Below are 26,853 nucleotides of genomic sequence, written 5' to 3' on the forward strand. Positions count from 1 at the left end.
GTATAGAGGTTGTGAATGGTGTGAGTGATACTAAAATAGTATACATAATAAAATATTATTAATGACAAAGGTTATAAATCTATAAGAAACCATTAAATAAGAAATGAATTAATGTTATTGAAATTGTGCGGGTATAATAGTTTGCAAAATCTTATGCTTTATTATATAAAATGCAAAATTAAGAATTACCTTAAGGTTGTTATGGATAACTATAATTCAAATAATGGAAGGTTAATGGCTTTCTATATAATCTGTTTGGCTAGCTATGTTCTTGGTGGTTTGTGTCTTACACAATTTAAATTAACGATGCAAAGTGTCCCACAAACTGTATATCTGATTATAATTGTAGGGTTGTTCTTTTTATATGGAATAATTTTCCTGTTTATGTTATTTCAGTATCTTTGTAGAAAAGATCTCACCTGCCTTATGATATTAGGCATGGCGTTTCTTGGCAATAACATATTTTTCGTCGAGACTATCTACATCGTTCAGGACTTGATTAATGATCATGCATCAATCGAAAAAAGAACTAACGATATAGCTATATTCTATTACTTTCGGCAGATTAGTTTCATCGCTCTGCTATTTGTTTCATTGAAATCTTATAAAATATCATCGACAGTTATTGAAACCAAAGAAAGAGAACCTTGCTATATCGTTCTGTCATTTTTAATTATGCTAGTGATCGCGGTGATGGCGCACACTCTGGCCAGTTACAACCCTAATTTTACACTCGAGATAACAAGCCTGAAGCCTGATAATGTCACGGTGCACTGGCATATTGGGTACATTTATTCGCTTATTGTATCCTGGGGACTGGTCCTGTTGTATTTAATCATTAAAACCAAAACGCACAACATCTTGTGGAAAAGTATAGGGCTACTGTGTTGCTCAGCAATATTGACCAATGTACTACTTCTGAGCCTGGATGAATATAGCATGTATATTTGGTATGTTAGCCGGGGGATTGAGGTGATAAGTGCCCTGTGTATAATCTCAATACTGATGTACAACACCTTCATCATCTTAAAAAAAGAAACGGATTCAGCTATCAAAGACGCAATGACTAAAATATATAATCGTAAATTATTCTATAAGTCATTAAAATCATCCTTAGCAAAAGGTGCAGTGTGTGTAATGGTTCTGGATATTGATAAATTCAAACGGATTAACGATACCTACGGTCATCAGGAAGGTGACAGAGTAATAATCAGCATTGTCGATATTATCAATAAATCAATCAGAGATACGGATATTTTTGCCAGAGTAGGTGGCGAAGAATTTGCGATCCTTCTTAAGTGTAACGATCAAGATGAGGCAATTGTTGTTGCAGAACGAATTAGGCGAAATGTCGAGAATGGTACGACAATACCAAATTCATATGATTTAAAAGAAAAAATGACGATAAGTATCGGTGTATATTGCAGTAAAATTGATGATGAATCAGCGGATAAAGTTGTTTCATATGCTGATGCCGCTTTGTATGAAGCCAAAAATTCTGGCAGAAATAAGGTGTGTTACTATTATCATTAAGACTGAAATATATGTCATGTGAGATAATTTTTATTCTGAACCTAAGAATATAAATATATAAATCATCCCACGACCTCTGTACTCCGACGACGGCGCAGGCTATTCCACGAGTACAGGGCGTTGAACAGTACGACTCCTGCGGTCACACAGAATACAGCACGAAAACCGTAGTTGGCGGATATCGCTGCCCCCATTAGAGGCCCTGTTACGTTACCAATGTCGCGAAATGACTGGTTATAACTGAAAATACGTCCAGCTATTTGATTAGTCGAGTTATAGACCAGCAGCGTTTGTACCGCCGGGAGCAGAGCGCCGTCGGCCGCCCCCAATAAAAAGCGCAGAATACCAAGCTGCCAGGGCGTCTGGACAAATGACATTGGAATTAGCAGTAACACGGAAACGATCAGCGCGACGATCAGGATCTTCTCCGGGCCAATCCGATCGCCTAATTTGCCAAGTTTAGGGGCGCTGATTAATGCCGCAACGCCGGGGACTGAGGCTATCATCCCACTGATAAACGCAATATTGCCGACGTTGCCAGCCAACTCTCGAACGTACAGTGTCAGTATTGGCGCGATAGAACCGGTGGCTACCTGAATGATCAAAGTGGTGACAAACAGGCTCAGCACCAGTTTGGGGTTCTTTAAAGAGGCCACGACTTCACGAATGTGCAGCATTTCCTTCTTGCTCACTGGCTGGAATCGCTCGCGGATAAAAAATAGCGTCAAGATGAAGCAGACCAGCAGCACGCTGGCGGTGATGAAAAATACGGGGCGCAGTCCGTACTGATCCGCGAGGAGGCCGCCCGCTAGCGGCCCTAGCAGTGCGCCACTAACACCACCGGTGGAAAGCGTTCCCAGTGCCCAGCCGCTTTTATTGCGTGGAACCTGGGTGGCGATCAGTGCATTCGCATTGGGGATGAATCCACCAAGCAGCCCCAACAAGGCGCGCAGGATCAAGAACTGCCAGATATTTTGCGCCAGTCCCATCAGCAGCATCACAACAGCCATACCCAATGCAGACCGTAGCAGCATGATTTTTCGCCCCTTGCGATCGGCAAGGCCACCCCAGAAAGGAGAGGCGATGGCGGAAAAAAGAAAGGTGATGCTGAAGACCAGGCCTGACCACATATTCAATGCGCTATGTCCCGTGACGCCGAGACTCTCGACGTAAAGGGGCAAAAAAGGCATGACCAGGCTAAATGCTGCGCCGGTTAAAAAACAACCTAACCAGGCAACGGTGAGGTTGCGTTTCCAGTTTATGGGAGCATCTGAGGGTGACATAGCGTTCCGCATTGTGGCGCGCTGTTTGCGCTATCGATTGAATATAAGTAAGCAGGCTAATTATGCGCCTGGTTGATAATTGCTGCAATGCGGATAGCAGTTAAACCTAAAGCAGGCAGGGAAGGTGTTGCAGCCCACAGGACTGCAACAGTGTTTTAGTACAGGGAAGGAGAACCTTCAGGGCGCGTCTTGAAGCGACGATGCAGCCACATATACTGCTCTGGTGCCATCATGATGCATTGCTCAACAATTTTGTTCATCCACGCAGCAGTGGTCTCTGCGTCGTCCAAAGGCGGTGAACACTCCGGAGGCAGCATAATCAATTGATACCCTTTACCGTCAGGTTTGCGGCGAGGAACAAACGGTACCAGGCAGGCATTGGACATGCGTGAAAGCATCCAGGTCCCAGAGGTTGTTGCGGCTTGTTCAACAGCAAAAAGTGGTACAAACACACTGGCACGAGGGCCGTAATCGTGATCCGGCGCGTACCAGACCACTTCGCCCTTTTTCAACGCTTTAATCATCCCTTTCAGGTCTTTACGATCGAGCATTGATTTATTCGAGCGCATACGGCCCCAGGTTTGTAGCCAGTCGAGAAGCGGGTTGTCGTTAGGGCGATACACACCAATACCCGGTTCCTGCAAACCAAACTGACGCGCACCCAGTTCCAGAGTCAGAAAGTGCAGACCCACTAACAGGATCCCGCGTTTTTGCGCCTGAACGTCACGGATATGTTCCATCCCGATCACTTCAGTCCAGCGTGAAATACGCTTATCGGACCAAAACCAGGCCATCCCGGTTTCCATTACGCCCATGCCCACGGATTCGAAGTTCTTGACGACCATCTGCTGGCGTTCCTGCTCACTCATCTGCGGGAAGCACAGTTCCAGATTTCGGGAAACAATTTTTGCCCGACGTTTCATCAAACGTAGCGCCAGTCGACCTAATGCACAGCCCAACTTAAAGAGGATGGGGTAGGGTAACTGCACGATTAACCAAAGGATGCCAATACCCAGCCAGGTTAACCAATAACGTGGATGCAGTAACGCAGCCGAAAACTTGGGTAAATTCGTCATGTCTATCCTGTCTTCAAACGACCAATTCCCTGTATTGTCGCATTTTTTCGCGCGTATCAAAAATTTGTGACGGGAGAACGGTGATTAATTCCGCAATTGTTGTTGCAACTTTATAGTGAAGTATGAAATGTAGCGTAAAATGTGTGGATGTAAATTGGCGATGTTTGCTTTATTATGCCGCCGATTTTCATTTATTCCCTATTTGCAGGATACGTACACCATGCCAGTGTTACACAACCGCATTTCGAACGACGCCCTCAAAGCCAAAATGCTGGCCGAGACCGAGCCGCGTACGACGATCTCATTCTATAAATATTTCACCATTGCCAATCCTCAGCACACACGTGATGCACTGTACCAGATGTTCACCGCATTGAACGTCTTCGGGCGAGTATATCTTGCCCATGAAGGAATTAACGCGCAAATCAGCGTACCGCAAAGCAACGTCGAGGCATTTCGCCAGCAACTCTATGCGTTTGATCCTGCATTGAACGATTTACGTCTGAATATTGCGCTGGATGATGACGGTAAATCGTTCTGGGTACTGCGTATGAAAGTCCGTGAACGTATCGTGGCGGATGGTATTGACGATCCAGACTTTGACGCCAGCAACGTGGGGGATTATCTCAAGGCAGCAGAGGTGAATGCCATGCTTGACGATCCTGAAGCGGTATTCATTGATATGCGCAACCATTATGAATATGAGGTGGGTCACTTCGAGAATGCGCTGGAGATCCCGGCAGACACATTCCGCGATCAGTTGCCGAAAGCTGTTGAAATGATGCAGGCGCATAAAGATAAAAAAATCGTGATGTACTGCACGGGTGGGATCCGCTGTGAAAAAGCTAGCGCCTGGATGAAACACAATGGATTTAGCAAAGTCTGGCACATTGAGGGCGGTATTATTGAGTATGCCCGCAAGGCGCGTGAGCAGGGACTTCCGGTGCGTTTTATCGGTAAAAACTTTGTCTTTGATGAGCGCATGGGCGAAAGAATCTCTGAAGATGTTATCGCACATTGCCATCAGTGCGGCACGGCGTGCGATAGCCATACTAATTGCAAAAATGATGGCTGCCATCTGTTGTTTATTCAGTGCCCGGCTTGTGCGCAGAAATATAATGGCTGCTGTAGCGAGCTGTGTAGCGAAGAGAGTGAGTTGCCGGAAGAGGAACAACGGCGTCGTCGCGCTGGGCGTGAAAATGGCAATAAAATCTTTAATAAATCACGTGGTCACCTGAATACCAAACTGGGTATTCCAGACCCTGCGCAATAGTCGCTATGCCGGATGGTGGCTTGAACCCCATCCGGCCATTCATGCGTTACTTCTGTTGCACACCTTCCACTGAGATGATTAGATCGACTTCCTGCGACGCCGGACCGAGATCGGTGGTAATGTTGAAATCCTTCAGCTTAATCTTACCTTGCGCTTCAAAACCAGCGCGCGTACCGCCCCAAGGATCGCCGCCCTGGCCGATGAGCTTCGCGTCCAGCGTAACCGGTTTGGTAACGCCGTTCAGGGTTAAATTACCGGTGATATCCAGGTCATTACCTTCTTTCTTCACGCTGGTGGAGCTGAAGGTCGCCTGCGGGAATTTCGCTACGTTAAGGAAATCTGCGCTGCGCAGATGCTTGTCACGTTCGGCGTGATTAGTGTCAACACTGTTGGTGTTGATGGTTACGTTAACCTTATCGGCTGCGGGATTTTTCTCATCAAAGGTAAACGTACCGTCGAAATCTTTAAATGTGCCGTACAGCCAGCTGTAACCCAGATGCTGAATACGGAAATTAACAAAGGCATGCTGTCCTTCCTTGTCAATTTTGTAATCTGCCGCCACGGCCGACCCGGTGGTGAATAACAGAGAGGCGAGTGTAAGTCCCAGCAGGTTTTTTTTCATTTTAAGCTCCATAGTCAGATGACGATTTTCCCAACATGCGATTGAGGGTATCGTCGTTATCAATAAAGTGATGTTTCAGGGCCATCAGTCCGTGCAGTAGGGATAAAATCACCACGGTCCACGCAAGCCACAGGTGCAAGCTACCGGCGAGGTCGGCCTGAGCACCTGCGTTGGCAACGGTGGCTGGAATGTCGAACCAACCAAAGACGCTTATCGCTTTGCCATCTGCGGTGGAAATTAGATATCCGCTGATGACAATTGAAAAGAGCAGCAAATAAAGAGCGAGGTGACCCATTGCCGCTGCGATGCGGGTTAAACGGGAGTAGCTTGCCAACGCAGCAGGCGGAGGGGAGAACAACCGCCAGATAACGCGGATAACCAGTCCCATCATGAGTAGGATGCCGATGCTTTTATGCAGTTCAGGGGCCTGGTGATACCAGCCGTCATAGTAGCTAAGCGTGACCATCCATAAGCCCAAGGCGAACATGCCATATACAGCAATCGCAACCAGCCAATGTAATGTGGCTGACACTACGCCATAGCGCTGTGAACTATTTTTGAATTGCATAAGCACACCGATTTATATTTCAGAAGTGAATGAAAATGGCGTGTATAAGACATTAATGCAACTAATAAATAACAATGGTGATGATATTTATTTTTTGTTCAGTAAAGTTGACTGATTATTGAATTAATCATCAAGGGATTAGTGTGAGAATAGGTGGGAGTGCTTGGTTTATGGGTAGTTATGATTTTTATTATTGTTCAGTTTATTGCAATGAAATTAAGCTAATTTCAATTTTTGTCAATTATTGTCAGCGCGCAGGAATCAGAAAAACATAATATATATTACATCCATAATGGCCAGCAGCGACCATAAAATAATGTAGAGCATAAGATGCTCGCGAATATTATTAACCAGATAGTGAAAGATACGGCGCATTGACGTTATTCCTGTCATTAAAAATGGCCTCACCGTCGAGGCCATTCGTTTATTATCACTTAAAACGGCTTAGCCTGAAGGGGGTCAGGTCAAAGTCAGACGGTTTGTCCTGAGCGAAGTTTGCCGCAATCTCTCCCAGAACAGAGGCAAACTTAAAGCCATGTCCGCTCAGCCCGGTAATGATTAGCGTGTTGTCGTGCGCTGGCAGAGTATCGATAATAAAGTCTTCATCCGGTGAATTATCGTAAGTGCAGGACGCGCCGTGCAGGCAGCAGCCAACGCCCGGCAGAATTGTGCGCAGGAATGGGAAGGCTTCAGAACCATCGCTGGCTACAGCGGCAAATGGCTTACGCTCATCAGCAGAGTGAATGACTTGTCCGCCGTTGTGCTTACCAATTTTCAGCTCGTCGTTTTCTGCCGGGAAACCGTAGTATTGATCGCCATTTGGCAGCTCGCCGGTGAAGGCTGGGAAGTTATTCTTAACGCTGTAGCGCCCATCGGCCTGATACCAGGCGAACACTTTGCGCACCGGTTGTATCGGTAGTTCAGGGACTAAAGCCTGCACCCAGGTGCCGACGCTGATCACTGCTTTTTTCGCGTGGTAGTCACCGTCAGCCGTTTCTACCGTGATGCCATCATCACCGTGATGAATTGCGCTGACCGGGCATTTAAACAGTTGCGCACAGCCGGCTTCTTCCGCCAGACGGATCCAGGTTTTAATTGCTAACTCACTGCGTAAAAAACCGGACTCTGCTTCAAACAGACCGATATAGTTGTCAGGTACACGAATCTCTGGCCAGCGCGCCATGATGGCTGCCGCATCCAGTTGTTCAACGTTAAGTTGCCACTGTTTGGCGCTTTGCGCTGCAGTCGCTAAGAAGGTGGACTCTGCCGGACCGAGGTTGATAACACCGGAGCGAACAAAAATCGGTTCTTCATTATGGGTGGACAGTTCATCCCACAATGTTTGCGCACGTAGTACCAGCGGAACGTATTTTTCACCTTCGCCATAAGCATGACGAATTAATCGAGTGTCGCCGTGGTGGCTGCCCTGCTGATGAGGAGGCATATGTGCATCGATCATCAGAACCTTCAGACCGGCACGAGTGGCATAGTATCCAGCTGCGGCGCCTACAGAACCGCTGCCAATAATGATTAAGTCGTATTTCATCCGCTTCTCTCTGCAATCGCGATAGTAGCAGGTTAAATAACTGACCCGGAATATTCAACCTGGAAATAAGAAAGGCACCGTTAAGGTGCCTTTTGATGGCTGGATGTATCAGGTTTAATGTCGCTGATACTCATTTACCTGGTAATCGCCAGATTCAATTTTGGCGATTCCTGCTTCTAATATCGAAATAAATTGCCTGGCAACATCAGTGGTTAACCAGAGCGTTTGACCAACTTCAGTCCCATCCGGGTCAGGGCGATTCGGGGTCTGGTAGTGCAAACGCAGCATCAGCGCATCGTAGCTATCAACAGTGCTGATGTCCCACCCTACAAGCGGATGAGTCTGAATGACTTCATTATTCTTTTCCATCATGCCCCCTAATTCGTGTTACTAGACAACGGTTTTCGAGGTTCAATGCGTTTTTTTCTGAAGCAACTTCAGTATATCAATAAATAAGGGTATTCATTGAAAATTTAAAGAGGGAAGGGCATAAATTTTTTGTTTTCAGCGTTATCTGACTAAGAAACCAACATGTTATTCATTTTTTTTTAGTATGTTGCACAATTATTTTGTTGTTTTGGTTAAAAGATAATCGGTGGGTTAATATTAAATTAAATACTCGTCAGAAGAAATGCGCGATTGATTACAGGATAGTGTGTATAAAAAAGCCGGGGCGACCCGGCAAACAAACATCACTGCATATCATTATTTATTCGTTGATGAACCAGTCATCCGCGCTTTCCCAGGTTTCCTGTAGGATCTCGCTGATGCGTTCTTTGTCCTCTTTAGTCGCGCCAATAACCGACAAATTGTTTGCGCCGGCATAACGGACGGTAACGTTACCTTCGTTATCCGGAAAATGGTGCTGAATACGGCGGGAGAGTTCACCAGCCAGTGCGTCAATTGCACCGGCAGGTAAAGGTGAAGTTTTGGCAATAGTGACTTCAATACGCATAGTAGCCCCCTGTGGAATATACTGTTTATTTATACAGTTATTCGCATCAGTTGGCTACACTTTTTTTAGCTTTTTACTGACCAACGTACCGTTTCGCCACCCAGGAAAGGCACCAGCGTATCGTCTTCCAGTGCAATGCTCTCAGGAACCAGGTGCTCCATGCGTTCCAGCTCAATAAAGGTCTCATTTATCGGCAAGCCATAGAACTGTGGGCCGTTGAGTGAGCAGAAGGCTTCGAAATGGTCCAGCGCATTCATCTCTTCAAACACGGTGGCATAACTGCCCAGCGCGGTCGGTGCATTAAAACAGCCCGCACAACCACAGCTTGACTCTTTGCGATGACGAGCGTGCGGCGCTGAGTCGGTACCGAGGAATGCGCGCTTAAACCCGCTGGCAACCAGTTCACGCAGCGCCTGTTGGTGGACGTTACGTTTGAGGATTGGCAGGCAATACAGGTGAGGGCGAATCCCACCAACCAGCATGTGGTTGCGGTTAAACATCAGGTGCTGTGGCGTAATGGTCGCAGCCAAAAGTTCGTTACCGTCGCGAACGTATTCGGCAGCATCTTTGGTGGTGATATGCTCGAACACCACTTTCAGCGAGGTCAAACGCTGACGCAGCGGTTCCATCACCGTTTCAATAAAGCGTGCTTCGCGATCGAAAATATCGATATCTGCATGCGTGACTTCGCCGTGCACCAGCAGTGGCATACCCAATTTTTCCATCCGCTCCAGCACTGGCATGATGGCGTCAATAGAGGTTACACCATGCGTCGAGTTGGTGGTGGCATTGGCTGGATAGAGTTTTGCCGCGGTGAATACGCCTTCGTTGAATCCACGTTCCAGCTCGTTCGGATCCAGCGTATCCGTTAAGTAGCAGGTCATTAATGGCGTGAAGTCGTGTCCGGCAGGTACCGCGTCAAGAATGCGCTGGCGATAAGCGATAGCCGCGTCAACCGTGGTGACGGGCGGTACCAGGTTCGGCATGACAATGGCGCGGCCATAAACTTCACTGGTATAGGGCACGACAGTTTTTAACATGTCGCCATCGCGAAAGTGAAGATGCCAGTCGTCTGGGCGGCGGATCTTTAAAACCTGGGATGGTGCAGTCATCAATATGCTCCGGCTGAGGATGGTCTTTTTTGCCGGAAACAAAGGATAAGCGGAAACGTTTTCGTTTGCACGAAAAAAAAGGGCGCATCAGCACCCTCAGTTTTATTAGTCGGTGAACGGGATGATGATTTCACCCGGTTTGACCTCAATACCTTTCGCCAGTTTTTTCGCCAGCGCTTCACCCTGGCTGCTGTCTTCCTTCAGAATGTACGCTGGCTGCTGGTTGAAATAGTTACGCAGCGACTGATTTAAATAAGGCATCAGGGTTTGCAGTACTGACTGCATTTTCTCTGGCGTGACGGTGGCGTCGACGACTTCCATCTCTTGCAGATAAATCGCGCCTTTTTCTTTATTGAAAACCGGTAAGGCTTTCAGCTTCAGCTTCATGGTCGCTTTCTGACTGCCAAACAGGGAGTTCATGTCCAGGTTGGCATCGCCGGTCAGGGTTACTTTGTTTGGCTCTTCACGACCAATCTGGCTGGCGAGATTATTCAGTACGATATGTGCTTCAGCAACGCCGGGCAAACCGATGTCTTTTGAAAAGTTATTATGCTTTGCCAGGGCTTGATTAATTTCTTGCTCGCTAACCGTGTATTGCGTGAGTTGATTACAACCAACCAACAGGCCGCTGACAATCAGTGCAGCGGCAAAAAAAAACTTTTTCATGGGGTTCCTCAACATGATGCATGTGGCGTAATCGTGACACAAAGCATCATCGAGTACCAGCGCCCCGGACGCCAGCAGAAAAAACTGAAAAGCGCCCGGACGCAGGTTCGGCTATCAGGCGTCTGGTTCCAGCATACCTCGCGTTGGGCGTTTGAGACTGAATTGCCAGCCCAGCGCCAGGAAGGTGATGAAGCCAATAATACCGAGCATCATCCAGGGCAGCTCAGGCTGTGTCAGGGCTTTGCCCATGTCAAACAGCCAGCCGCCGCCGACATAGCCAATTGCGCCACCGATGGCGAGTCCCAGTCGGCTGAAGCCCATATAGCTTCCTCTGGCCCGCGCATTCGACAGCGAGGCGCTCAGGGTTTCACGCGCCGGTTCGGCGATGATCGAGCCAATATAGAACGTGCAGATAAGGGTAAACAACTGCTGCAAATTACCGACCAGCCCAATGGGCATCATGCTCAGAGACATCACCAGCAGGCCCGCCATCAGACGATGTTCAAGGCGAAAGCGTTTTTCACTCCAGCGGGCAATCGGGTACAGCAGCGTTAAAGAGAGACATGCCTCAATGGCATACATCCATTTCACGGCGGCCGGTGAGCCAGCGATGTCATTCACCATGATGGGCAGCATCAGCATCACCTGTACCGCCAGCATGTAATAGCCCGCCAGCGTCAGCACATAGGTGACAAAGCGCTTGTCATGCATCACATGGCTCATCCCTTCACGCACCGGAATTTTCACCGTCGACAGCTTCCATGCCGGGAGCAGCCAGGCGTTAAACGCCGCGCACAGAACGAACAAAATTGCGCCGGTGGCACATACCAGACGGAAATCGTATTGCAATAACCAACTGCCGAGTAACGCGCCGACCACGGCCCCGGCGCTATCCTGCATCATCAGAATAGAGAAAAAACGCCCGCGCTTTTCCGGGCGGATCAGCTTGACTACCAGCGCCGAACGGGGAGGGTCGAACAGCGTGCCACCCAGCCCGGAAAGAAAGCAGGAAAACCACAGCAGCCACGGTTCATGCGCAATGCCCATGGTGGCGAACCCGGCTGCGCGCATCAGCATGCCGGTGACGATCATCGGTTTGGCGCCGAAACGGTCAGCAATAGCACCACCGAAAATACCCAACCCCTGCTGGATAAATTGACGTAATCCAAGCGCGATACCGACCATCACGGCGGCCCAGCCCATTTGGTCGACGAAACGAATTGAGATCAGCGGGAAAACGACGAAGAAACCCAGCACGACCAGCATATTATCGATGAGAAGGAAGTATTTACCCAGGTTCCTTGCCTGCGAGACTTGCGACATTTCCCCTCCAGGGAAAAACTCGTCACTCTGGATAGAGTTTAAAAGATAAGCACCTCCTATTCTGCGGTGTCGTCATCGCTTTTCCCACCCTTCGCGGGACAATATTTTTTTATCAAAAGTCCGTCTTGATAGAGAGTTTTCATCAAAATGTGTGAATAATTCAAAAAATGGCATTTTGCTCTTTTCACAGGGTGTATTCGCACAGGTATAGTAATGCGAATAGCGTATTGAAGACGTTACGGGAAGGAGTAGGTATAGAATGTTTGGCTATCGCAGTAACGTGCCAAAAGTGCGCTTAACCACGGACCGCCTGGTCGTGCGTTTAGTGCATGAGCGTGATGCCTGGCGTCTGGCAGATTATTACGCAGAAAATCGTCATTTCTTAAAACCCTGGGAACCTATTCGCGATGAAAGCCACTGCTATCCGTCCGGCTGGCAGGCGCGTCTTGGCATGATCTCTGAGTTTCATAAACAGGGCACCGCTTATTATTTTGCGCTGCTCGATCCGGACGAAAAAGAGATTATCGGCGTTGCGAACTTCTCAAACGTAGTGCGGGGATCCTTCCATGCCTGTTATCTCGGCTACTCCATTGCGCAGAAATGGCAGGGGCAGGGGCTAATGTATGAAGCCTTAACTTCGGCCATCCGTTATATGCAGCGCACGCAGCATATTCACCGCATTATGGCTAACTACATGCCACATAATAAGCGCAGCGGTGACCTGTTGGCGCGACTGGGTTTTGAAAAAGAAGGGTATGCCAAAGACTACCTGCTGATTGACGGGCAGTGGCGCGATCACGTGCTGACGGCGTTGACCACATCAGAATGGACCCCCGGCCGCTAAGTTTCAGATGCAGCCATGATTAATGGAGAAGACGATGAAATACGAATTAACCGCCACCGAAGCACGAGTGATTGGCTGTTTATTAGAAAAACAAGTGACAACGCCGGAACAGTACCCACTCTCCGTTAATGGAGTCGTAACAGCCTGCAATCAAAAAACGAATCGTGAACCGGTGATGAACCTGTCGGAATCGGACGTGCAGGAGCAATTGGATAACCTGGTTAAGCGACATTTTCTGCGCACGGTGAGCGGCTTTGGCAATCGCGTTACGAAATATGAGCAGCGTTTCTGCAACTCTGAATTTGGCAATCTGAAGCTTAGTGCCGCAGAGGTGGCCGTAATCACTACACTGCTGCTGAGGGGCGCTCAGACGCCTGGTGAATTGCGTAGTCGCGCATCCCGTATGTACGAATTCAGCGATATGGCCGAAGTGGAATCGACACTGGAAAATCTGGCAACCCGGGAAGATGGGCCTTATGTGATCCGCCTGGCGCGCGAGCCGGGCAAACGTGAAAGTCGCTATATGCACCTGTTTTGCGGTGAGGTTGATGGAGCCATTGCCGCGGCAGATCAACTCCCTGCAGCCTCCGGTGATCTGCAGGCACGCGTGGAAATGCTGGAAACGGAGGTCGCAGAACTTAAGCAGCGACTTGATTCATTGCTGGCGCACCTGGGAGACTAACGTGAATAAATTACGTATCGGCGTAGTCGGCCTTGGCGGTATTGCACAAAAGGCCTGGCTACCCGTGCTGGGCACCTCCGCGGACTGGACGCTGCAAGGCGCCTTTTCACCTTCGCGCGATAAAGCACTGCGTATCTGTGATACCTGGCGGATACCCTACGTGGATTCACTGGTGAATCTGGCGCAAACCTGCGACGCGGTTTTCGTCCATTCCAGCACCGCGACTCACTATGCGGTCGTCAGTGAATTGCTGAATGCCGGAGTTCACGTGTGTGTGGATAAGCCGCTGGCGGAAAACCTGCGTGAGGCTGAGCAACTGGTGGAGCTGGCCGCGCGGAAAAAACTCACGCTGATGGTCGGGTTTAACCGCCGGTTTGCACCGCTGTACCAGGATCTCAAAACCCAGTTGAGCACCGCAGCGTCTGTACGTATGGATAAGCACTGTACGGATAGCGTTGGGCCGCACGATCTGCGTTTCACTTTGCTGGACGACTATCTGCACGTAGTCGATACCGCATTGTGGCTGGCGGGAGGGCAGGCGCAGTTAAATAACGGCACGCTGCTGACCAATGAATCTGGTGCGATGCTTTACGCCGAGCACCATTTTTCTACCGGTCAAATGCAGATAACGACCAGTATGCATCGCCGTGCCGGTAGCCAGCGTGAGAGCGTGCAGGCGGTGACGGACGGTGGCCTGATTGACGTAACTGATATGCGGGAATGGCGGGAAGAGCGTGGGCAAGGTGTTGTTCATAAGCCGATAGCGGGCTGGCAAACGACCTTAGAACAGCGTGGTTTTGCCGGATGTGCGCGTCATTTCATTGAGTGCGTGCAAAATCAGACGGTTCCCCAGACGGCAGGCGAGCAGGCGCTACTGGCCCAGCGTGTTGTTGAAAAGCTGTGGCGGGAGGCGATGGCTGAATAACCCCCTGTAACATCTGGCGGTAGTAATTCATTGTAATCCAGGTACTATATGCCCACTCAAAATAACACCTCTTTTCAACCATAGGCTGATTTGTCGGCCTGATAAGGCGCTACGGTGTCGCCATCAGGCGCAGCAAAAGTGTCGGATGGCGGCGAGAATGCCTTATCCGACCTACGGGCAGGTTTGTCGGGGTTTTGCCTCAGAGTCTGGAATACAACATAGATGAATTTATTAAAGTCGCTGGCAGCCGTCAGCTCGATGACGATGTTTTCACGAGTGCTGGGTTTTGCGCGTGATGCGATTGTCGCCAGAATCTTTGGTGCAGGGATGGCGACAGATGCCTTTTTTGTGGCATTCAAACTTCCTAACCTGCTACGCCGAATTTTTGCCGAAGGCGCATTTTCGCAGGCGTTTGTGCCGATTCTTGCTGAGTACAAAAGCAAGCAGGGGGAAGATGCTACCCGCGTGTTTGTTGCCTACGTTTCCGGACTGTTGACGCTGGCGCTGGCTGTGGTGACGGTAGCCGGGATGTTGGCTGCGCCATGGGTGATTTTAGTTACCGCGCCGGGGTTTGCCGACACAGCGGATAAATTTGCGCTGACCACTCAACTGCTGCGGATCACTTTTCCCTATATTCTACTGATTTCACTGGCCTCACTGGTTGGTGCGATCCTTAACACCTGGAACCGCTTTTCTATTCCTGCGTTTGCCCCGACTTTTCTGAATATCAGCATGATCGGTTTCGCGCTGTTTGCGGCCCCTTATTTTCATCCGCCAGTGCTGGCGCTGGCGTGGGCCGTTACCGTGGGTGGCGTGCTACAGCTGATTTATCAGCTTCCGCATCTGAAGAAAATTGGCATGCTGGTACTGCCGCGTGTGAACTTCCGCGATGCGGGGGCGATGCGCGTCGTCAAGCAGATGGGCCCGGCGATCCTTGGGGTATCAGTCAGCCAGATTTCACTGATCATCAATACGATTTTCGCCTCGTTTCTGGCCTCTGGCTCAGTTTCGTGGATGTACTATGCCGACCGTCTGATGGAGTTTCCGTCCGGTGTGCTTGGCGTAGCGCTGGGGACTATCCTGCTGCCATCGCTGTCAAAAAGCTTTTCCAGCGGTAATCATGATGAGTATTGTCGCCTGATGGACTGGGGCCTGCGCTTGTGTTTCCTGTTGGCATTACCGAGTGCTGTAGCGTTGGGTATTCTGGCCAAACCGCTGACGGTGTCTCTGTTCCAGTACGGTAAATTTACTGCCTTTGATGCTGCGATGACCCAGCGTGCGCTGGTGGCGTATTCGGTAGGTTTGATTGGCTTGATCGTGGTGAAAGTGTTGGCTCCGGGCTTTTACTCGCGCCAGGATATAAAAACGCCAGTGAAGATTGCCATTGTGACGCTGATTATGACCCAGGTGATGAACCTGGCCTTTATCGGGCCGTTAAAGCATGCCGGGCTGTCGCTGTCGATTGGTCTGGCGGCGTGTCTGAACGCTTCACTGCTGTACTGGCAGTTGCGTAAGCAGAAAATCTTCACCCCGCAACCGGGTTGGGCCTGGTTCCTGACGCGACTGGTGGTTTCCGTGTTGGTGATGTCGGCGGTGCTGGTTGGGATGCTCTACATCATGCCAGATTGGTCACAGGGAACGATGTTGTGGCGCCTACTGCGTCTGATGGCGGTCGTGGTGGCAGGTATTGCTGCTTACTTCGCAGCACTCGCTGTACTGGGCTTTAAAGTAAAAGAGTTTGTGCGCCGGACGGCATAAAGAATCAATGCCGGATGGCGGCATAACGCCGTATCCGGCCTACAAAAAGTGTAGGCCTGATAAGCAAAACGTTATCAGGCTTGCATCAGATAGAGAATTTTTTCCCGCCGCGGTGCGCAGCTGAAGTTTGACCGTTTGCGCCATACAACGCCGGTTCCTGGTGCGGTTTCAGCACTTGTATTGCTTGTTGATTACGCTCGATCTGCCCTTCCAGCAGCCAACCATTGTGCTGGTTGAGGTCGCGTAAGTGCTGTGTTTTCTTGGTGATAGTCTGCCAGCGTTCAGCAATCTCATCATTGGCGCTGCGCGTGGCGTCATGCTCCAGACGGCGCTGTTGCTCAAGATAATCAAGGGTTGCCAGCAGCGAGCTTTTTTCTTCTGTAATACGCTGTAGCTGGCTGCTATTGATATGCCCTGCGGAAAGCTGCTGCTGTTCAGCATCCATTACCGTTTTCAGGTCATTGAGGACAGTCGTCATCTGGTCAAGTATTTCTGACAAACGAGTCATACTTTATTTACTCTGTAGGTAGCTCTGCGCCTCGCGAATCAGCGAGTCGGCAATTTTTCCGGTATCCATTTTCAATTCACCGTTACGGATTGCGGTTTTCAGTGCTTCCACGCGTTCCATATTGATGTCATTGGTGCCGGGCTGCATCAGTTTGGCCTGGGCGTCGCTCAGCATGACGCTGGTGCTGGTGGTCGCGGTGGTTTTTTCCTTCTGCGCTTTTTGTACCGGCGCATCGCTGGTTTCACGCGGCTGAACGGTGCTTACTGGCTTCAATGGTGAGGTACGATCAATGCTCATTTTATTTTTCCTCATCGAGGGGTTACGCTATAGCGGCCCGCTGTAATCATTGGTTGTTTATCTATCGGCACACGCTAAAAAATCTTTAACCTATTATAGGTTAATAAGAATATTCCCATCAGAATCGACGACGCCGCTCACCACCTGGCCTGAAATCATCCGCACTCGCGCATTCTGTGCGACAGCGGCGTTGTTCAGCGCTTTACCTTCGGCGTTAACCCGAAAGCCATCTCCGTTGGCAATAACCAGCACGCGCTGACCGGCCTTGATCCGCCATGCCTGGCGCAACATCGAAAGCTGTATCGGTTGACCAGGGACCAGATCGCGCAGGCTCACAGCATCCTGCACCTGACTCATATCCAGCACCGCGCGCGGCGGTAGTTGGTCCAGTCGACCACGTTTCAGCGTTACGCTGGCTGGGGTCAGGGTGCTACCTCGCGCTACAGGCGCGGCGGCTACTACGTAGTTTCCCGTCGCCTGGACGTTCACCTGCAGATAACGTTTTTCGTTGGCACAGCGAGCCAGCACATTCACATTACCCCACAGTTTCGCGCTACCTGACACGCTTAATGCCGGTTGCTCACAGCTCGGCAATAAGTTTGGCGACGTTCGGATAGTGACCACCACCTCATCGCTAAATCCGGCCAGGCGCTGGGAAAACCATGCCGTTAGCTGCGAATTCAGGTCTTGCGCCAGCGTCATAGGGCTGAACAGCAGTGCTGCCACGACTATTCCACGTTTAAACGTTTGCATCAAAACCTCGCGCTTTTTCAGGTAGTGGCAGGATTTTACCTGTGTGACGCAGTCATCAACGCAACAAATAGCGACGCATTTTGCGTTTATTCCGGCGATAACGCGCGCGTAATGGGATTTAAGCTGTCGGCTGAATTTTGTCATTTGCGGAGGAGATATGCTCGATAAGCTCGACGCCGCCTTACGTTTTCAACAGGAAGCGCTGAATTTGCGCGCCCAACGCCAGGAAATATTGGCGGCCAACATTGCCAATGCCGACACGCCGGGGTACCAGGCGCGCGACCTGGATTTCGCCAGTGAATTAAAAAAAGTCATGGTGCGAGGACGGGAAGAAACCGGCGGCGTTTCGTTGACGCTGACCTCTGCACAACACATTCCGGCCCAGACCGTTTCTTCGCCGTCTACGGAGCTGCTCTACCGTATTCCTGACCAGCCATCTCTTGATGGCAACACGGTGGATATGGACCGGGAGCGCACGCAATTTGCAGACAACAGCCTCAAGTATCAAATGGGGCTGACCGCGCTGGGTGGGCAAATCAAAGGCATGATGAACGTGCTGCAAGGAGGGAACTAATTCGTGGCGCTGTTAAATATTTTTGATATCGCAGGTTCTGCGCTGACGGCTCAGTCTAAACGCCTGAACGTCGCGGCCAGTAACATGGCGAATGCGGATAGCGTCAGCGGGCCCGACGGTCAGCCGTATCGCGCGAAACAGGTTGTTTTTCAGGTAGATGCTGCGCCAGGTGCGGCAACTGGTGGCGTAAAAGTTGCTGACGTCATTGAAAGTCAGGCACCGGATAAGCTGGTTTATGAACCCGGTAATCCGCTGGCCGATGCGAATGGCTACGTAAAAATGCCGAATGTGGACGTCGTTGGTGAGATGGTCAACACCATGTCAGCCTCGCGTAGCTACCAGGCAAACGTCGAAGTGCTCAACACCGTGAAAAGCCTGATGCTCAAAACGCTTACGTTAGGCCAGTAAAGGAGGCGCATATGTCTATTGCTGTAACCATGAATGACCCGAGCAATGCAGGCGTTAAAGCTGCCACCGGGAATAGCTCCCTGACGGGCAGCAATGCCGCTGACCTGCAAAGCAGTTTTCTGACGCTGCTGGTCGCACAACTGAAAAACCAGGATCCTACCAACCCGCTGCAAAACAACGAACTGACTACCCAGTTGGCGCAAATCAGTACCGTGAGCGGGATTGAGAAACTGAACACCACGTTAGGGTCGATCTCCGGGCAGATCGACAACAGTCAGTCGCTGCAGGCCAGTACGCTGATTGGCCACGGGGTCATGATCCCGGGTACCACCATCCTGACCGGTAAAGGGACGGAAGAGGGTGCCAAAACCACGACAACACCATTTGGCGTTGAGCTGCAGCAACCGGCAGATAAGGTTACCGCAACCATTACCGATAAAGACGGCAAAGTGGTACGCACCATTGACATTGGTGGATTGAAAGCGGGCGTTCATACCTTTACCTGGGACGGCACCATGACCGATGGCACGGATGCACCAAGCGGTTCTTACAACGTGTCAATTGCTGCCAGCAATGGTGGAACGCAACTGGTGGCACAGCCGCTTCAGTTTGCGCTGGTGCAGGGCGTTATTCGCAGTAACGGCGGTAATACGCTGGATCTTGGCACCTATGGAACCACCACCCTCGACGAAGTACGGCAGATAATTTAAGCCTTCACACTTATCAGGAGTAAGTCATGGCCTTTTCTCAAGCGGTCAGCGGTCTGAACGCTGCAGCGACCAACCTCGATGTCATTGGTAACAACATCGCCAACTCCGCCACCTACGGTTTTAAATCCGGTACGGCATCTTTTGCCGATATGTTCGCCGGTTCTAAAGTGGGTCTGGGCGTTAAAGTTGCGGGTATTACCCAGGACTTTACCGACGGCACCACCACCAACACCGGCCGCGGGCTGGATGTTGCTATCAGCCAGAATGGTTTTTTCCGTATGGTAGACAGCAACGGTTCCGTTTTCTACAGCCGTAACGGTCAGTTCAAGCTCGATGAAAATCGCAATATCGTTAACATGCAGGGGCTGCAGCTGACGGGCTATCCGGCTACCGGTACACCACCGACAATACAGCAAGGTGCTAACCCGGCACCGATCACTATTCCGAATACGCTGATGGCGGCGAAAACCACGACTACCGCGTCAATGCAGGTCAACCTGAACTCCACTGACAAATTGCCAACGAAGACCCCGTTTAACCCAAGCGATGCGGACTCCTACAACAAAAAAGGCAGTGTTACCGTTTTCGATAGCCAGGGTAATGCCCATGACATGAACATTTTTTATGTCAAAACAGGCCCTAACAAATGGGATGTCTACACCCAGGACGCCAGCGTTACGGGTTCAGTTGCCACCAAGAATGCGGTGATGAACTTTAGTGCTAACGGTACGCTGACTTCTGTGAATAATTATGTTGAAGAGCCAGTAGACCCCTTAGATCCAACCGGACCAAAACATCTGGTTGAAGGTCCGGCTAATGCCCAACCGCAAATTCAGATCTCCACCGGTACGATCAATGGTGCAGTTCCGGCGAACTTCTCCCTGAGCTTCCTGAACTCCATGCAGCAAAACACCGGTGCCAACAACATCGTCGCCACGAGTCAGAACGGCTATAAGCCGGGCGATCTGGTGAGCTACCAGATTAACAATGACGGTACGGTGGTCGGTAACTACTCCAACGAACAGCAACAGGTTCTAGGACAGATCGTGCTGGCAAACTTTGCCAACAACGAAGGTCTGGCGTCTCAGGGCGACAACGTCTGGGCGGCCACTCAGGCCTCCGGTGTGGCGCTGCTGGGTACCGCGGGTACGGGTAACTTCGGCAAGCTGACCAACGGGGCGCTTGAAGCGTCAAACGTGGATTTGAGTAAAGAACTGGTGAATATGATTGTCGCCCAGCGTAACTATCAGTCGAACGCGCAGACCATCAAAACCCAGGATCAGATCCTCAACACGCTGGTCAACCTGCGCTAAGCGCCTGACGGGATGGCTTAATGGATCACGCAATTTATACCGCCATGGGCGCGGCCAGTCAGACGCTGAATCAACAGGCGGTGACGGCCAGCAACCTGGCAAACGCCTCCACGCCAGGGTTTCGTGCGCAGCTCAATGCACTGCGCGCGGTTCCTGTAGAAGGATTGTCTTTACCGACGCGTACGCTGGTCGTGGCCTCCACACCGGGGGCCGATATGACGCCGGGTCAGATGGACTATACCTCCCGCCCGCTGGATGTGGCGCTGCAACAGGATGGCTGGTTGGCTGTGCAGACCGCGGATGGTAGCGAAGGATATACCCGTAACGGCGCTATTCAGGTAAGCCCAACGGGTGAACTGACTATTCAGGGACACCCGGTAATTGGCGAAGCCGGACCGATAGCCGTACCGGAAGGTTCAGAAGTCACCATTGCGGCGGACGGGACAATTTCTGCACTTAACCCTGGCGATCCGGCTAATACGGTCGCGCCAGTGGGGCGGCTGAAGCTGGTGAAGGCAACAGGGATCGAAGTGCAACGTGGCGATGACGGTATGTTCCGTCTGACCCAGGCCGCACAGGCTACCCGTGGTGCGACGTTACAGGCCGACCCCAGCATCCGTGTGATGTCGGGCGTGCTGGAAGGCAGTAACGTTAAACCGGTTGCTGCGATGAGCGACATGATCGCCAACGCCCGCCGCTTTGAAATGCAGATGAAAATTATCAGTAGCGTGGATGATAACGCGGGCCGCGCCAACCAACTGCTGTCGATGAGTTAATACAGGACATTTTATGATCAGTTCATTATGGATCGCCAAAACCGGCCTGGATGCGCAGCAAACCAACATGGATGTGATTGCCAACAACCTGGCAAACGTCAGCACCAACGGATTTAAGCGCCAGCGCGCCGTGTTCGAAGATCTGTTGTACCAGACGATTCGTCAGCCTGGCGCACAGTCTTCTGAACAAACCACGCTGCCGTCTGGTTTGCAGATTGGTACCGGTGTACGTCCGGTTGCAACCGAGCGTTTACACAGCCAGGGTAACCTGTCGCAGACCAACAACAGTAAAGATGTGGCGATTAAAGGCCAGGGCTTTTTCCAGGTCATGTTGCCCGATGGTACGTCCGCTTATACCCGCGACGGTTCTTTCCAGGTGGATCAGAACGGTCAGTTGGTGACGGCGGGTGGTTTTCAGGTTCAGCCTGCCATCACCATTCCGGCTAACTCGCTCAGTATCACCATTGGACGCGACGGGATTGTCAGCGTGACCCAACAGGGACAGGCGGCGCCTGTTCAGGTCGGGCAGCTTAACCTGACAACCTTTATGAACGATACCGGTCTGGAAAGCATTGGTGAGAATCTGTACACCGAAACGCAGTCATCCGGTGCGCCGAACGAGAGCACGCCGGGGCTGAACGGCGCGGGTCTGCTGTATCAGGGCTATGTTGAAACCTCTAACGTCAACGTGGCGGAAGAGCTGGTAAACATGATCCAGGTTCAGCGCGCTTACGAAATCAACAGTAAAGCGGTATCGACCACCGATCAGATGCTGCAAAAACTGACGCAACTCTAAAGTGGAGTCCGGTGGGGTGAAAACCTCACCGGCACACTGATTTTGAAGATGACCGCAATGCGAAAATACGCGCTTCACCCATACCCTATTTTAGCCCTGCTGGTGGTTTCACTAACAGGATGTGCCTGGATCCCGGCTACTCCCCTCGTGCAGGGCGCGACGACTGCCCAGCCCGTTCCAGGTCCAACGCCGGTGGCGAATGGCTCAATCTTCCAGTCGGCACAACCGATTAACTATGGTTATCAGCCACTCTTTGAAGACCGTCGTCCACGCAATATTGGCGATACGCTGACCATCGTGTTGCAGGAAAACGTCAGCGCGAGCAAAAGCTCTTCGGCGAACGCCAGCCGCGACGGCAAGACAAACTTTGGCTTTGATACCGTACCGCGCTATCTGCAAGGTCTGTTCGGTAACGAACGTGCTGACGTAGAAGCCTCAGGCGGTAACTCCTTTAACGGTAAAGGCGGCGCGAACGCCAGAAATACCTTCAGCGGTACGCTGACCGTAACGGTAGATCAGGTACTGGTGAATGGCAACTTACATGTCGTGGGTGAAAAACAGATCGCCATAAATCAGGGCACTGAATTCATTCGCTTCTCCGGGGTCGTTAACCCGCGCACCATCAGTGGCAGCAACTCCGTACCGTCAACCCAGGTTGCGGATGCGCGTATTGAGTACGTCGGCAACGGCTACATCAATGAAGCGCAAAATATGGGCTGGTTGCAGCGTTTCTTCCTTAACTTGTCGCCGATGTAAGCGAGGTACCCCGTGTTTAAATTTTTTGTTGGAATGGCACTGGTGCTGGTAACCGGCTTCGCGCATGCCGACCGTATTCGTGACCTGACCAGCGTGCAGGGCGTGCGGGAAAACTCGCTGATTGGTTATGGGTTGGTGGTAGGTCTGGATGGCACAGGTGACCAGACCACCCAGACGCCGTTTACCACGCAAACGCTCAACAACATGCTGTCGCAGTTGGGGATCACCGTGCCCACCGGCACCAATATGCAGTTGAAAAACGTGGCAGCGGTAATGGTCACCGCGCAGTTCCCGGCCTTTGGTCGTCAGGGGCAAACTATTGACGTTGTAGTCTCTTCCATGGGTAACGCTAAAAGCCTGCGCGGCGGAACGCTGCTGATGACCCCGCTGAAAGGGGTCGATAGTCAGGTATATGCGTTGGCGCAGGGGAATATTCTGGTTGGCGGTGCCGGCGCGGCTGCGGGTGGCAGCAGCGTGCAGGTAAACCAGCTCAATGGCGGACGCATTACCAACGGCGCGACCATCGAACGTGAATTACCCAGCCAGTTCGGCGGCGGTAACACCATTAATCTGCAACTGAATAATGAAGATTTCACGATGGCGCAGCAGATTACCGACACCATTAACCGCTCGCGTGGCTTTGGCAGCGCAACGGCGTTGGATGCCCGCACTATTCAGGTGCGTGTGCCAAGCGGCAACAGCTCGCAGGTGCGTTTCCTTGCTGATATCCAGAATATGGAGGTGAACGTCACGCCGCAGGATGCGAAAGTGATTATCAACTCGCGCACCGGATCTGTCGTCATGAACCGCGAAGTAACGCTGGATAGCTGTGCCGTGGCACAAGGCAACTTGTCGATCACGGTGAACCGCCAGGCGAACGTCAGCCAGCCGGACACTCCGTTTGGCGGTGGACAAACCGTAGTGACGCCACAAACCCAGATTGACCTGCGCCAAAGCGGTGGTTCGCTGCAAAGCGTACGTTCCAGCGCCAACCTGAACAACGTTGTGCGTGCGCTGAATGCGCTGGGAGCAACGCCGATGGATCTGATGTCCATTCTGCAATCGATGCAGAGCGCGGGTTGCTTACGCGCCAAACTGGAAATCATCTAATGATTGGTGACAGCAAACTGCTGACCAGTGCCGCCTGGGATGCGCAATCTCTGAACGAACTGAAAGCGAAAGCGGGTCAGGACCCGGCGGCGAATATCCGCCCGGTCGCCCGTCAGGTTGAAGGGATGTTCGTGCAAATGATGTTGAAAAGCATGCGTGAAGCGTTACCGAAAGATGGCGTGTTTAGCAGCGATTCAACGCGCTTGTATACCAGCATGTATGACCAACAAATTGCGCAGCAGATGACCGCAGGCAAAGGTCTGGGGCTGGCTGAAATGATGGTCAAGCAGATGACTGAAGGGCAAGCGCAACCTGCGGATGACGCGCCGCAGGTGCCGATGAAGTTTTCACTGGAAACGGTGACCAGCTATCAAAATCAGGCACTGACGCAACTAGTCCGCAAAGCCATCCCCCGGGCGACAGAAAGCAATGATGAGCCGCTGTCAGGTGACAGCAAAGACTTCCTCGCCCAGCTGTCACTGCCGGCTAAGCTGGCCAGTCAGCAGAGCGGGGTCCCGCATCATCTGATTTTGGCGCAGGCGGCGCTGGAGTCTGGATGGGGGCAGCGACAAATTCGTCGCGAGAATGGCGAACCGAGTTTCAAAATTTTTGGCGTGAAGGCTTCGGGAAGCTGGAAAGGTCCAACCACTGAAATCACCACCACTGAATATGAGAACGGTGAGGCGAAAAAGGTGAAAGCCAGATTCCGTGTCTATAGCTCTTACCTTGAGGCGTTGTCGGATTATGTCGGTCTGATATCCCGTAACCCGCGCTATGCGGCGGTGACCGCTGCTGCGACCGCCGAACAGGGGGCGCAGGCATTGCAAAATGCGGGTTACGCCACAGACCCTAACTATGCACGTAAATTAACCAGCATGATCCAGCAGTTGAAATCGATGAGCGAAAAGGTGAGTAAAACCTACAGCACGAATCTCGATAATCTCTTTTAAATAGCTCAAGTCTACCGACCTGCTGCCGATAATAACGAGTATTGAAGGATTACAAGGAACCTCCATGTCCAGCTTGATTAATAACGCGATGAGTGGACTCAGCGCAGCGCAGGCCGCGTTGAATACTGCCAGTAATAACATCTCCAGCTATAACGTTGCCGGATATACCCGACAAACAACAATTATGGCGCAAGCGAACAGCACGCTGGGTGCGGGGGGCTGGGTAGGCAATGGCGTCTATGTTTCTGGTGTACAACGTGAATATGACTCCTTTATCACTAACCAGTTGCGAGCAGCGCAGAACCAGAGCAGCGGTCTGACAACGCGTTATGAGCAAATGTCAAAGATAGACAATTTGCTCTCCAGCAAAACCAGCTCTATTTCGACCTCAATGCAGGGTTTTTTTACCAGCCTGCAGACGCTGGTCAGTAACGCCGAAGATCCGGCGGCGCGCCAGGCTCTGATCGGCAAAGCGGAAGGTTTAGTCAACCAGTTCAGAACAACCGACCAATATCTGCGGGATCAGGACAAGCAGGTAAACACGGCGATTAAGGCCAGCGTTGACCAGATCAACAATTACTCGAAACAGATTGCTAACCTTAACGACCAGATTTCCCGTATGACGGGCGTCGGCGCGGGGGCATCGCCGAACGATTTACTCGACCAGCGCGACCAGTTGGTGAGTGAACTGAACCAAATTGTCGGCGTGGAAGTCAGCGTGCAGGACGGCGGGACTTACAACGTGACCATGGCGAATGGCTATTCGCTGGTGCAGGGCAGCAACGCTCGCCAACTGGCGGCAGTCCCTTCCAGCGACGATCCCTCTCGCACGACTGTCGCTTATGTTGACGGCGTGGCCGGAGAAGTTGCCATCCCGGAAAAGCTGATCACGACCGGTTCGCTGGGCGGGCTGTTGACGTTCCGTTCGCAGGAACTCGACCAAACGCGTAATACCCTTGGTCAGTTGGCCCTCGCTTTTGCTGATGCGTTTAACACGCAGCACAAAGAAGGTTTTGATGCCAACGGCGACCCGGGCAAAAACTTTTTCGATATTGGTGGCCCGGCAGTCCTTAGCAATACGACGAATAAAGGGACCGGTGCGCTTGATGTTAAAATAACGGATAGTTCGTCGGTGCAAGCCACAGACTATAAAATTACGTTTGATGGTACTGACTGGCAGGTAACCCGTCTGGCTGACAATACCAGCTTTAAGCCGACCGTCACTGGCGGAAAAATGTCGTTTGATGGGCTGGAAATCACTGTCAAAAATGGTGCGCTGGCAAATGACAGCTTTACGGTGAAACCCGTGGGTGACGCCATTATCAATATGAAAGTGGCGGTGACCGATGAGTCGAAAATCGCCATGGCAGAAGTATCCAAAAACGACCTTGATCCGAATGTTGATAAAGGCAAAAGCGATAACCGTAACGGTCAAAAGCTGCTGGATCTGCAAACCAAGTCTACCGTCGGTGATAAAACGTTTAATGATGCCTACGCTACGCTGGTGAGCGATGTCGGGAACAAAACGGCGACGCTGAAAACCAGCGCCACCACTCAGAACAACGTGGTAACGCAGCTTTATAAGCAGCAGCAGTCTATTTCTGGGGTTAACCTCGATGAAGAGTACGGAAATTTGCAGCGTTATCAACAATATTACCTGGCTAACGCGCAAGTTCTGCAAACTGCGAATGCGCTGTTTGATGCACTGATCAATATTCGCTAAGGGAGAGGGAGAC

At 51.2% G+C, this 26,853-nt stretch carries 30 protein-coding genes; 16 read left to right on the plus strand and 14 right to left on the minus strand.

The window, feature by feature from the left end; all coding sequences use genetic code 11:
• Positions 1-201 precede the first annotated feature (201 nt).
• Entirely contained in the window at positions 202-1,533 is a 1,332-nt protein-coding gene (locus C2U41_RS06020) for a sensor domain-containing diguanylate cyclase (RefSeq protein ID WP_174775158.1), read from the plus strand.
• 62 nt (positions 1,534-1,595) lie between these two features.
• On the opposite strand, the gene mdtG is transcribed toward C2U41_RS06020, so the two are convergent.
• Together mdtG and C2U41_RS06030 are read right to left on the minus strand one after the other, a co-directional pair.
• Entirely contained in the window at positions 1,596-2,816 is a 1,221-nt protein-coding gene (gene mdtG, locus C2U41_RS06025) for a multidrug efflux MFS transporter MdtG (RefSeq protein WP_044711570.1), read from the minus strand.
• Between the two features lie 155 nt (positions 2,817-2,971).
• Positions 2,972-3,892 carry a Kdo(2)-lipid IV(A) acyltransferase gene (locus tag C2U41_RS06030; RefSeq protein ID WP_003036136.1) on the minus strand — a complete coding sequence of 307 codons (921 nt, stop codon included), beginning with the start codon at positions 3,890-3,892 and terminating at the stop codon, positions 2,972-2,974.
• 220 nt (positions 3,893-4,112) lie between these two features.
• Between C2U41_RS06030 and trhO the strand changes: the two genes are divergently transcribed.
• Entirely contained in the window at positions 4,113-5,165 is a 1,053-nt protein-coding gene (gene trhO / locus C2U41_RS06035) for an oxygen-dependent tRNA uridine(34) hydroxylase TrhO (protein ID WP_044700698.1), read from the plus strand.
• Between the two features lie 46 nt (positions 5,166-5,211).
• On the opposite strand, the gene C2U41_RS06040 is transcribed toward trhO, so the two are convergent.
• The 9 genes from C2U41_RS06040 to mdtH all read right to left on the minus strand — a co-directional run bounded on the left by C2U41_RS06040 (position 5,212) and on the right by mdtH (position 11,957).
• Positions 5,212-5,787, minus strand: a complete 576-nt coding sequence (locus C2U41_RS06040) for a YceI family protein (protein WP_003832130.1) — start codon at positions 5,785-5,787, stop codon at positions 5,212-5,214.
• Between the two features lies 1 nt (position 5,788).
• Complete coding sequence (locus C2U41_RS06045) at positions 5,789-6,355, minus strand: cytochrome b (protein WP_044700695.1); 567 nt, start codon at positions 6,353-6,355, stop codon at positions 5,789-5,791.
• A gap of 261 nt (positions 6,356-6,616) precedes the next feature.
• A complete protein-coding gene (locus tag C2U41_RS06050; protein WP_003036148.1) occupies positions 6,617-6,730 on the minus strand; it encodes a YceO family protein in 114 nt (37 codons plus the stop codon).
• A gap of 55 nt (positions 6,731-6,785) precedes the next feature.
• A complete protein-coding gene (gene solA / locus C2U41_RS06055) occupies positions 6,786-7,901 on the minus strand; it encodes an N-methyl-L-tryptophan oxidase (RefSeq protein WP_103849068.1) in 1,116 nt (371 codons plus the stop codon).
• Positions 7,902-8,015: 114 nt separating this feature from the next.
• On the minus strand, positions 8,016-8,270 hold the full coding sequence (gene bssS, locus C2U41_RS06060) for a biofilm formation regulator BssS (protein ID WP_003036154.1): 255 nt from the start codon (positions 8,268-8,270) through the stop codon (positions 8,016-8,018).
• A gap of 340 nt (positions 8,271-8,610) precedes the next feature.
• Complete coding sequence (gene dinI / locus C2U41_RS06065) at positions 8,611-8,856, minus strand: DNA damage-inducible protein I (protein ID WP_003036157.1); 246 nt, start codon at positions 8,854-8,856, stop codon at positions 8,611-8,613.
• A 65-nt stretch (positions 8,857-8,921) separates the two neighbouring features.
• Complete coding sequence (gene pyrC, locus C2U41_RS06070) at positions 8,922-9,968, minus strand: dihydroorotase (protein WP_103849069.1); 1,047 nt, start codon at positions 9,966-9,968, stop codon at positions 8,922-8,924.
• A gap of 105 nt (positions 9,969-10,073) precedes the next feature.
• Positions 10,074-10,634, minus strand: a complete 561-nt coding sequence (locus tag C2U41_RS06075; RefSeq protein WP_003836774.1) for a lipoprotein — start codon at positions 10,632-10,634, stop codon at positions 10,074-10,076.
• A gap of 114 nt (positions 10,635-10,748) precedes the next feature.
• Positions 10,749-11,957, minus strand: coding sequence for a multidrug efflux MFS transporter MdtH (gene mdtH, locus C2U41_RS06080; protein WP_103849070.1), 1,209 nt, complete (start codon positions 11,955-11,957; stop codon positions 10,749-10,751).
• A 259-nt stretch (positions 11,958-12,216) separates the two neighbouring features.
• Between mdtH and rimJ the strand changes: the two genes are divergently transcribed.
• The 4 genes from rimJ to murJ all read left to right on the plus strand — a co-directional run bounded on the left by rimJ (position 12,217) and on the right by murJ (position 16,166).
• A complete protein-coding gene (gene rimJ, locus C2U41_RS06085) occupies positions 12,217-12,801 on the plus strand; it encodes a ribosomal protein S5-alanine N-acetyltransferase (RefSeq protein ID WP_016149925.1) in 585 nt (194 codons plus the stop codon).
• 34 nt (positions 12,802-12,835) lie between these two features.
• Positions 12,836-13,483 carry a YceH family protein gene (locus C2U41_RS06090; RefSeq protein ID WP_032936214.1) on the plus strand — a complete coding sequence of 216 codons (648 nt, stop codon included), beginning with the start codon at positions 12,836-12,838 and terminating at the stop codon, positions 13,481-13,483.
• Between the two features lies 1 nt (position 13,484).
• Complete coding sequence (locus tag C2U41_RS06095) at positions 13,485-14,408, plus strand: Gfo/Idh/MocA family protein (RefSeq protein WP_104427093.1); 924 nt, start codon at positions 13,485-13,487, stop codon at positions 14,406-14,408.
• Positions 14,409-14,630: 222 nt separating this feature from the next.
• Entirely contained in the window at positions 14,631-16,166 is a 1,536-nt protein-coding gene (murJ, locus tag C2U41_RS06100) for a murein biosynthesis integral membrane protein MurJ (RefSeq protein ID WP_103849071.1), read from the plus strand.
• An 85-nt stretch (positions 16,167-16,251) separates the two neighbouring features.
• Here murJ and flgN read toward each other — a convergent pair whose 3' ends face one another.
• The 3 genes from flgN to flgA all read right to left on the minus strand — a co-directional run bounded on the left by flgN (position 16,252) and on the right by flgA (position 17,724).
• A complete protein-coding gene (gene flgN, locus C2U41_RS06105; RefSeq protein WP_032936212.1) occupies positions 16,252-16,674 on the minus strand; it encodes a flagella biosynthesis chaperone FlgN in 423 nt (140 codons plus the stop codon).
• 3 nt (positions 16,675-16,677) lie between these two features.
• Positions 16,678-16,971, minus strand: a complete 294-nt coding sequence (flgM, locus tag C2U41_RS06110) for a flagellar biosynthesis anti-sigma factor FlgM (RefSeq protein ID WP_003036183.1) — start codon at positions 16,969-16,971, stop codon at positions 16,678-16,680.
• Between the two features lie 93 nt (positions 16,972-17,064).
• Complete coding sequence (flgA, locus tag C2U41_RS06115; RefSeq protein WP_003036186.1) at positions 17,065-17,724, minus strand: flagellar basal body P-ring formation chaperone FlgA; 660 nt, start codon at positions 17,722-17,724, stop codon at positions 17,065-17,067.
• A gap of 157 nt (positions 17,725-17,881) precedes the next feature.
• Between flgA and flgB the strand changes: the two genes are divergently transcribed.
• The 10 genes from flgB to flgK all read left to right on the plus strand — a co-directional run bounded on the left by flgB (position 17,882) and on the right by flgK (position 26,840).
• Positions 17,882-18,298: a flagellar basal body rod protein FlgB gene (gene flgB, locus C2U41_RS06120; RefSeq protein WP_003846806.1), complete on the plus strand. Its 417-nt coding sequence runs from the start codon at positions 17,882-17,884 to the stop codon at positions 18,296-18,298.
• Positions 18,299-18,301: 3 nt separating this feature from the next.
• Positions 18,302-18,706 carry a flagellar basal body rod protein FlgC gene (gene flgC / locus C2U41_RS06125; RefSeq protein ID WP_003036191.1) on the plus strand — a complete coding sequence of 135 codons (405 nt, stop codon included), beginning with the start codon at positions 18,302-18,304 and terminating at the stop codon, positions 18,704-18,706.
• Between the two features lie 11 nt (positions 18,707-18,717).
• Complete coding sequence (gene flgD, locus C2U41_RS06130) at positions 18,718-19,416, plus strand: flagellar hook assembly protein FlgD (protein WP_003836761.1); 699 nt, start codon at positions 18,718-18,720, stop codon at positions 19,414-19,416.
• Positions 19,417-19,442: 26 nt separating this feature from the next.
• Positions 19,443-20,729 (plus strand): flagellar hook protein FlgE, encoded by a 1,287-nt coding sequence (gene flgE / locus C2U41_RS06135; RefSeq protein WP_032936211.1) that lies wholly within the window; start codon positions 19,443-19,445, stop codon positions 20,727-20,729.
• 20 nt (positions 20,730-20,749) lie between these two features.
• On the plus strand, positions 20,750-21,505 hold the full coding sequence (locus C2U41_RS06140) for a flagellar basal body rod protein FlgF (protein ID WP_003036200.1): 756 nt from the start codon (positions 20,750-20,752) through the stop codon (positions 21,503-21,505).
• A gap of 13 nt (positions 21,506-21,518) precedes the next feature.
• A complete protein-coding gene (gene flgG, locus C2U41_RS06145; protein WP_003036202.1) occupies positions 21,519-22,301 on the plus strand; it encodes a flagellar basal-body rod protein FlgG in 783 nt (260 codons plus the stop codon).
• Positions 22,302-22,358: 57 nt separating this feature from the next.
• A complete protein-coding gene (flgH, locus tag C2U41_RS06150) occupies positions 22,359-23,057 on the plus strand; it encodes a flagellar basal body L-ring protein FlgH (RefSeq protein WP_003836756.1) in 699 nt (232 codons plus the stop codon).
• A gap of 33 nt (positions 23,058-23,090) precedes the next feature.
• Positions 23,091-24,167: a flagellar basal body P-ring protein FlgI gene (locus C2U41_RS06155; RefSeq protein WP_085954040.1), complete on the plus strand. Its 1,077-nt coding sequence runs from the start codon at positions 23,091-23,093 to the stop codon at positions 24,165-24,167.
• Positions 24,167-25,117, plus strand: a complete 951-nt coding sequence (gene flgJ, locus C2U41_RS06160) for a flagellar assembly peptidoglycan hydrolase FlgJ (RefSeq protein ID WP_103849072.1) — start codon at positions 24,167-24,169, stop codon at positions 25,115-25,117. Before C2U41_RS06155 ends, flgJ begins: the two co-directional genes overlap by 1 nt.
• Before the next feature lie 64 nt (positions 25,118-25,181).
• Positions 25,182-26,840, plus strand: coding sequence for a flagellar hook-associated protein FlgK (gene flgK / locus C2U41_RS06165; protein ID WP_016149929.1), 1,659 nt, complete (start codon positions 25,182-25,184; stop codon positions 26,838-26,840).
• Positions 26,841-26,853 lie beyond the last annotated feature (13 nt).

The sequence above is a fragment of the Citrobacter freundii complex sp. CFNIH4 genome (assembly GCF_002934505.1).
In the GTDB taxonomy this organism is placed as follows: domain Bacteria; phylum Pseudomonadota; class Gammaproteobacteria; order Enterobacterales; family Enterobacteriaceae; genus Citrobacter; species Citrobacter freundii.

Excerpts from the sequence above, each read along its gene's own strand:
- flgD (WP_003836761.1), top strand. The coding sequence starts at position 18,718 with ATGTCTATTGCTGTAACCATGAATGACCCGAGCAATGCAGGCGTTAAA.
- C2U41_RS06140 (WP_003036200.1), top strand. The coding sequence starts at position 20,750 with ATGGATCACGCAATTTATACCGCCATGGGCGCGGCCAGTCAGACGCTG.
- murJ (WP_103849071.1), top strand. The coding sequence starts at position 14,631 with ATGAATTTATTAAAGTCGCTGGCAGCCGTCAGCTCGATGACGATGTTT.
- flgA (WP_003036186.1), bottom strand. The coding sequence starts at position 17,724 with ATGCAAACGTTTAAACGTGGAATAGTCGTGGCAGCACTGCTGTTCAGC.
- flgN (WP_032936212.1), bottom strand. The coding sequence starts at position 16,674 with ATGACTCGTTTGTCAGAAATACTTGACCAGATGACGACTGTCCTCAAT.
- dinI (WP_003036157.1), bottom strand. The coding sequence starts at position 8,856 with ATGCGTATTGAAGTCACTATTGCCAAAACTTCACCTTTACCTGCCGGT.
- bssS (WP_003036154.1), bottom strand. The coding sequence starts at position 8,270 with ATGGAAAAGAATAATGAAGTCATTCAGACTCATCCGCTTGTAGGGTGG.
- solA (WP_103849068.1), bottom strand. The coding sequence starts at position 7,901 with ATGAAATACGACTTAATCATTATTGGCAGCGGTTCTGTAGGCGCCGCA.
- C2U41_RS06075 (WP_003836774.1), bottom strand. The coding sequence starts at position 10,634 with ATGAAAAAGTTTTTTTTTGCCGCTGCACTGATTGTCAGCGGCCTGTTG.
- mdtH (WP_103849070.1), bottom strand. The coding sequence starts at position 11,957 with ATGTCGCAAGTCTCGCAGGCAAGGAACCTGGGTAAATACTTCCTTCTC.
- flgH (WP_003836756.1), top strand. The coding sequence starts at position 22,359 with ATGCGAAAATACGCGCTTCACCCATACCCTATTTTAGCCCTGCTGGTG.
- C2U41_RS06155 (WP_085954040.1), top strand. The coding sequence starts at position 23,091 with ATGGCACTGGTGCTGGTAACCGGCTTCGCGCATGCCGACCGTATTCGT.
- flgB (WP_003846806.1), top strand. The coding sequence starts at position 17,882 with ATGCTCGATAAGCTCGACGCCGCCTTACGTTTTCAACAGGAAGCGCTG.
- rimJ (WP_016149925.1), top strand. The coding sequence starts at position 12,217 with ATGTTTGGCTATCGCAGTAACGTGCCAAAAGTGCGCTTAACCACGGAC.
- flgE (WP_032936211.1), top strand. The coding sequence starts at position 19,443 with ATGGCCTTTTCTCAAGCGGTCAGCGGTCTGAACGCTGCAGCGACCAAC.
- pyrC (WP_103849069.1), bottom strand. The coding sequence starts at position 9,968 with ATGACTGCACCATCCCAGGTTTTAAAGATCCGCCGCCCAGACGACTGG.
- C2U41_RS06050 (WP_003036148.1), bottom strand. The coding sequence starts at position 6,730 with ATGCGCCGTATCTTTCACTATCTGGTTAATAATATTCGCGAGCATCTT.
- C2U41_RS06040 (WP_003832130.1), bottom strand. The coding sequence starts at position 5,787 with ATGAAAAAAAACCTGCTGGGACTTACACTCGCCTCTCTGTTATTCACC.
- flgM (WP_003036183.1), bottom strand. The coding sequence starts at position 16,971 with ATGAGCATTGATCGTACCTCACCATTGAAGCCAGTAAGCACCGTTCAG.
- mdtG (WP_044711570.1), bottom strand. The coding sequence starts at position 2,816 with ATGTCACCCTCAGATGCTCCCATAAACTGGAAACGCAACCTCACCGTT.
- flgK (WP_016149929.1), top strand. The coding sequence starts at position 25,182 with ATGTCCAGCTTGATTAATAACGCGATGAGTGGACTCAGCGCAGCGCAG.
- flgJ (WP_103849072.1), top strand. The coding sequence starts at position 24,167 with ATGATTGGTGACAGCAAACTGCTGACCAGTGCCGCCTGGGATGCGCAA.
- trhO (WP_044700698.1), top strand. The coding sequence starts at position 4,113 with ATGCCAGTGTTACACAACCGCATTTCGAACGACGCCCTCAAAGCCAAA.
- flgG (WP_003036202.1), top strand. The coding sequence starts at position 21,519 with ATGATCAGTTCATTATGGATCGCCAAAACCGGCCTGGATGCGCAGCAA.
- C2U41_RS06045 (WP_044700695.1), bottom strand. The coding sequence starts at position 6,355 with ATGCAATTCAAAAATAGTTCACAGCGCTATGGCGTAGTGTCAGCCACA.
- C2U41_RS06020 (WP_174775158.1), top strand. The coding sequence starts at position 202 with ATGGATAACTATAATTCAAATAATGGAAGGTTAATGGCTTTCTATATA.
- C2U41_RS06090 (WP_032936214.1), top strand. The coding sequence starts at position 12,836 with ATGAAATACGAATTAACCGCCACCGAAGCACGAGTGATTGGCTGTTTA.
- C2U41_RS06030 (WP_003036136.1), bottom strand. The coding sequence starts at position 3,892 with ATGACGAATTTACCCAAGTTTTCGGCTGCGTTACTGCATCCACGTTAT.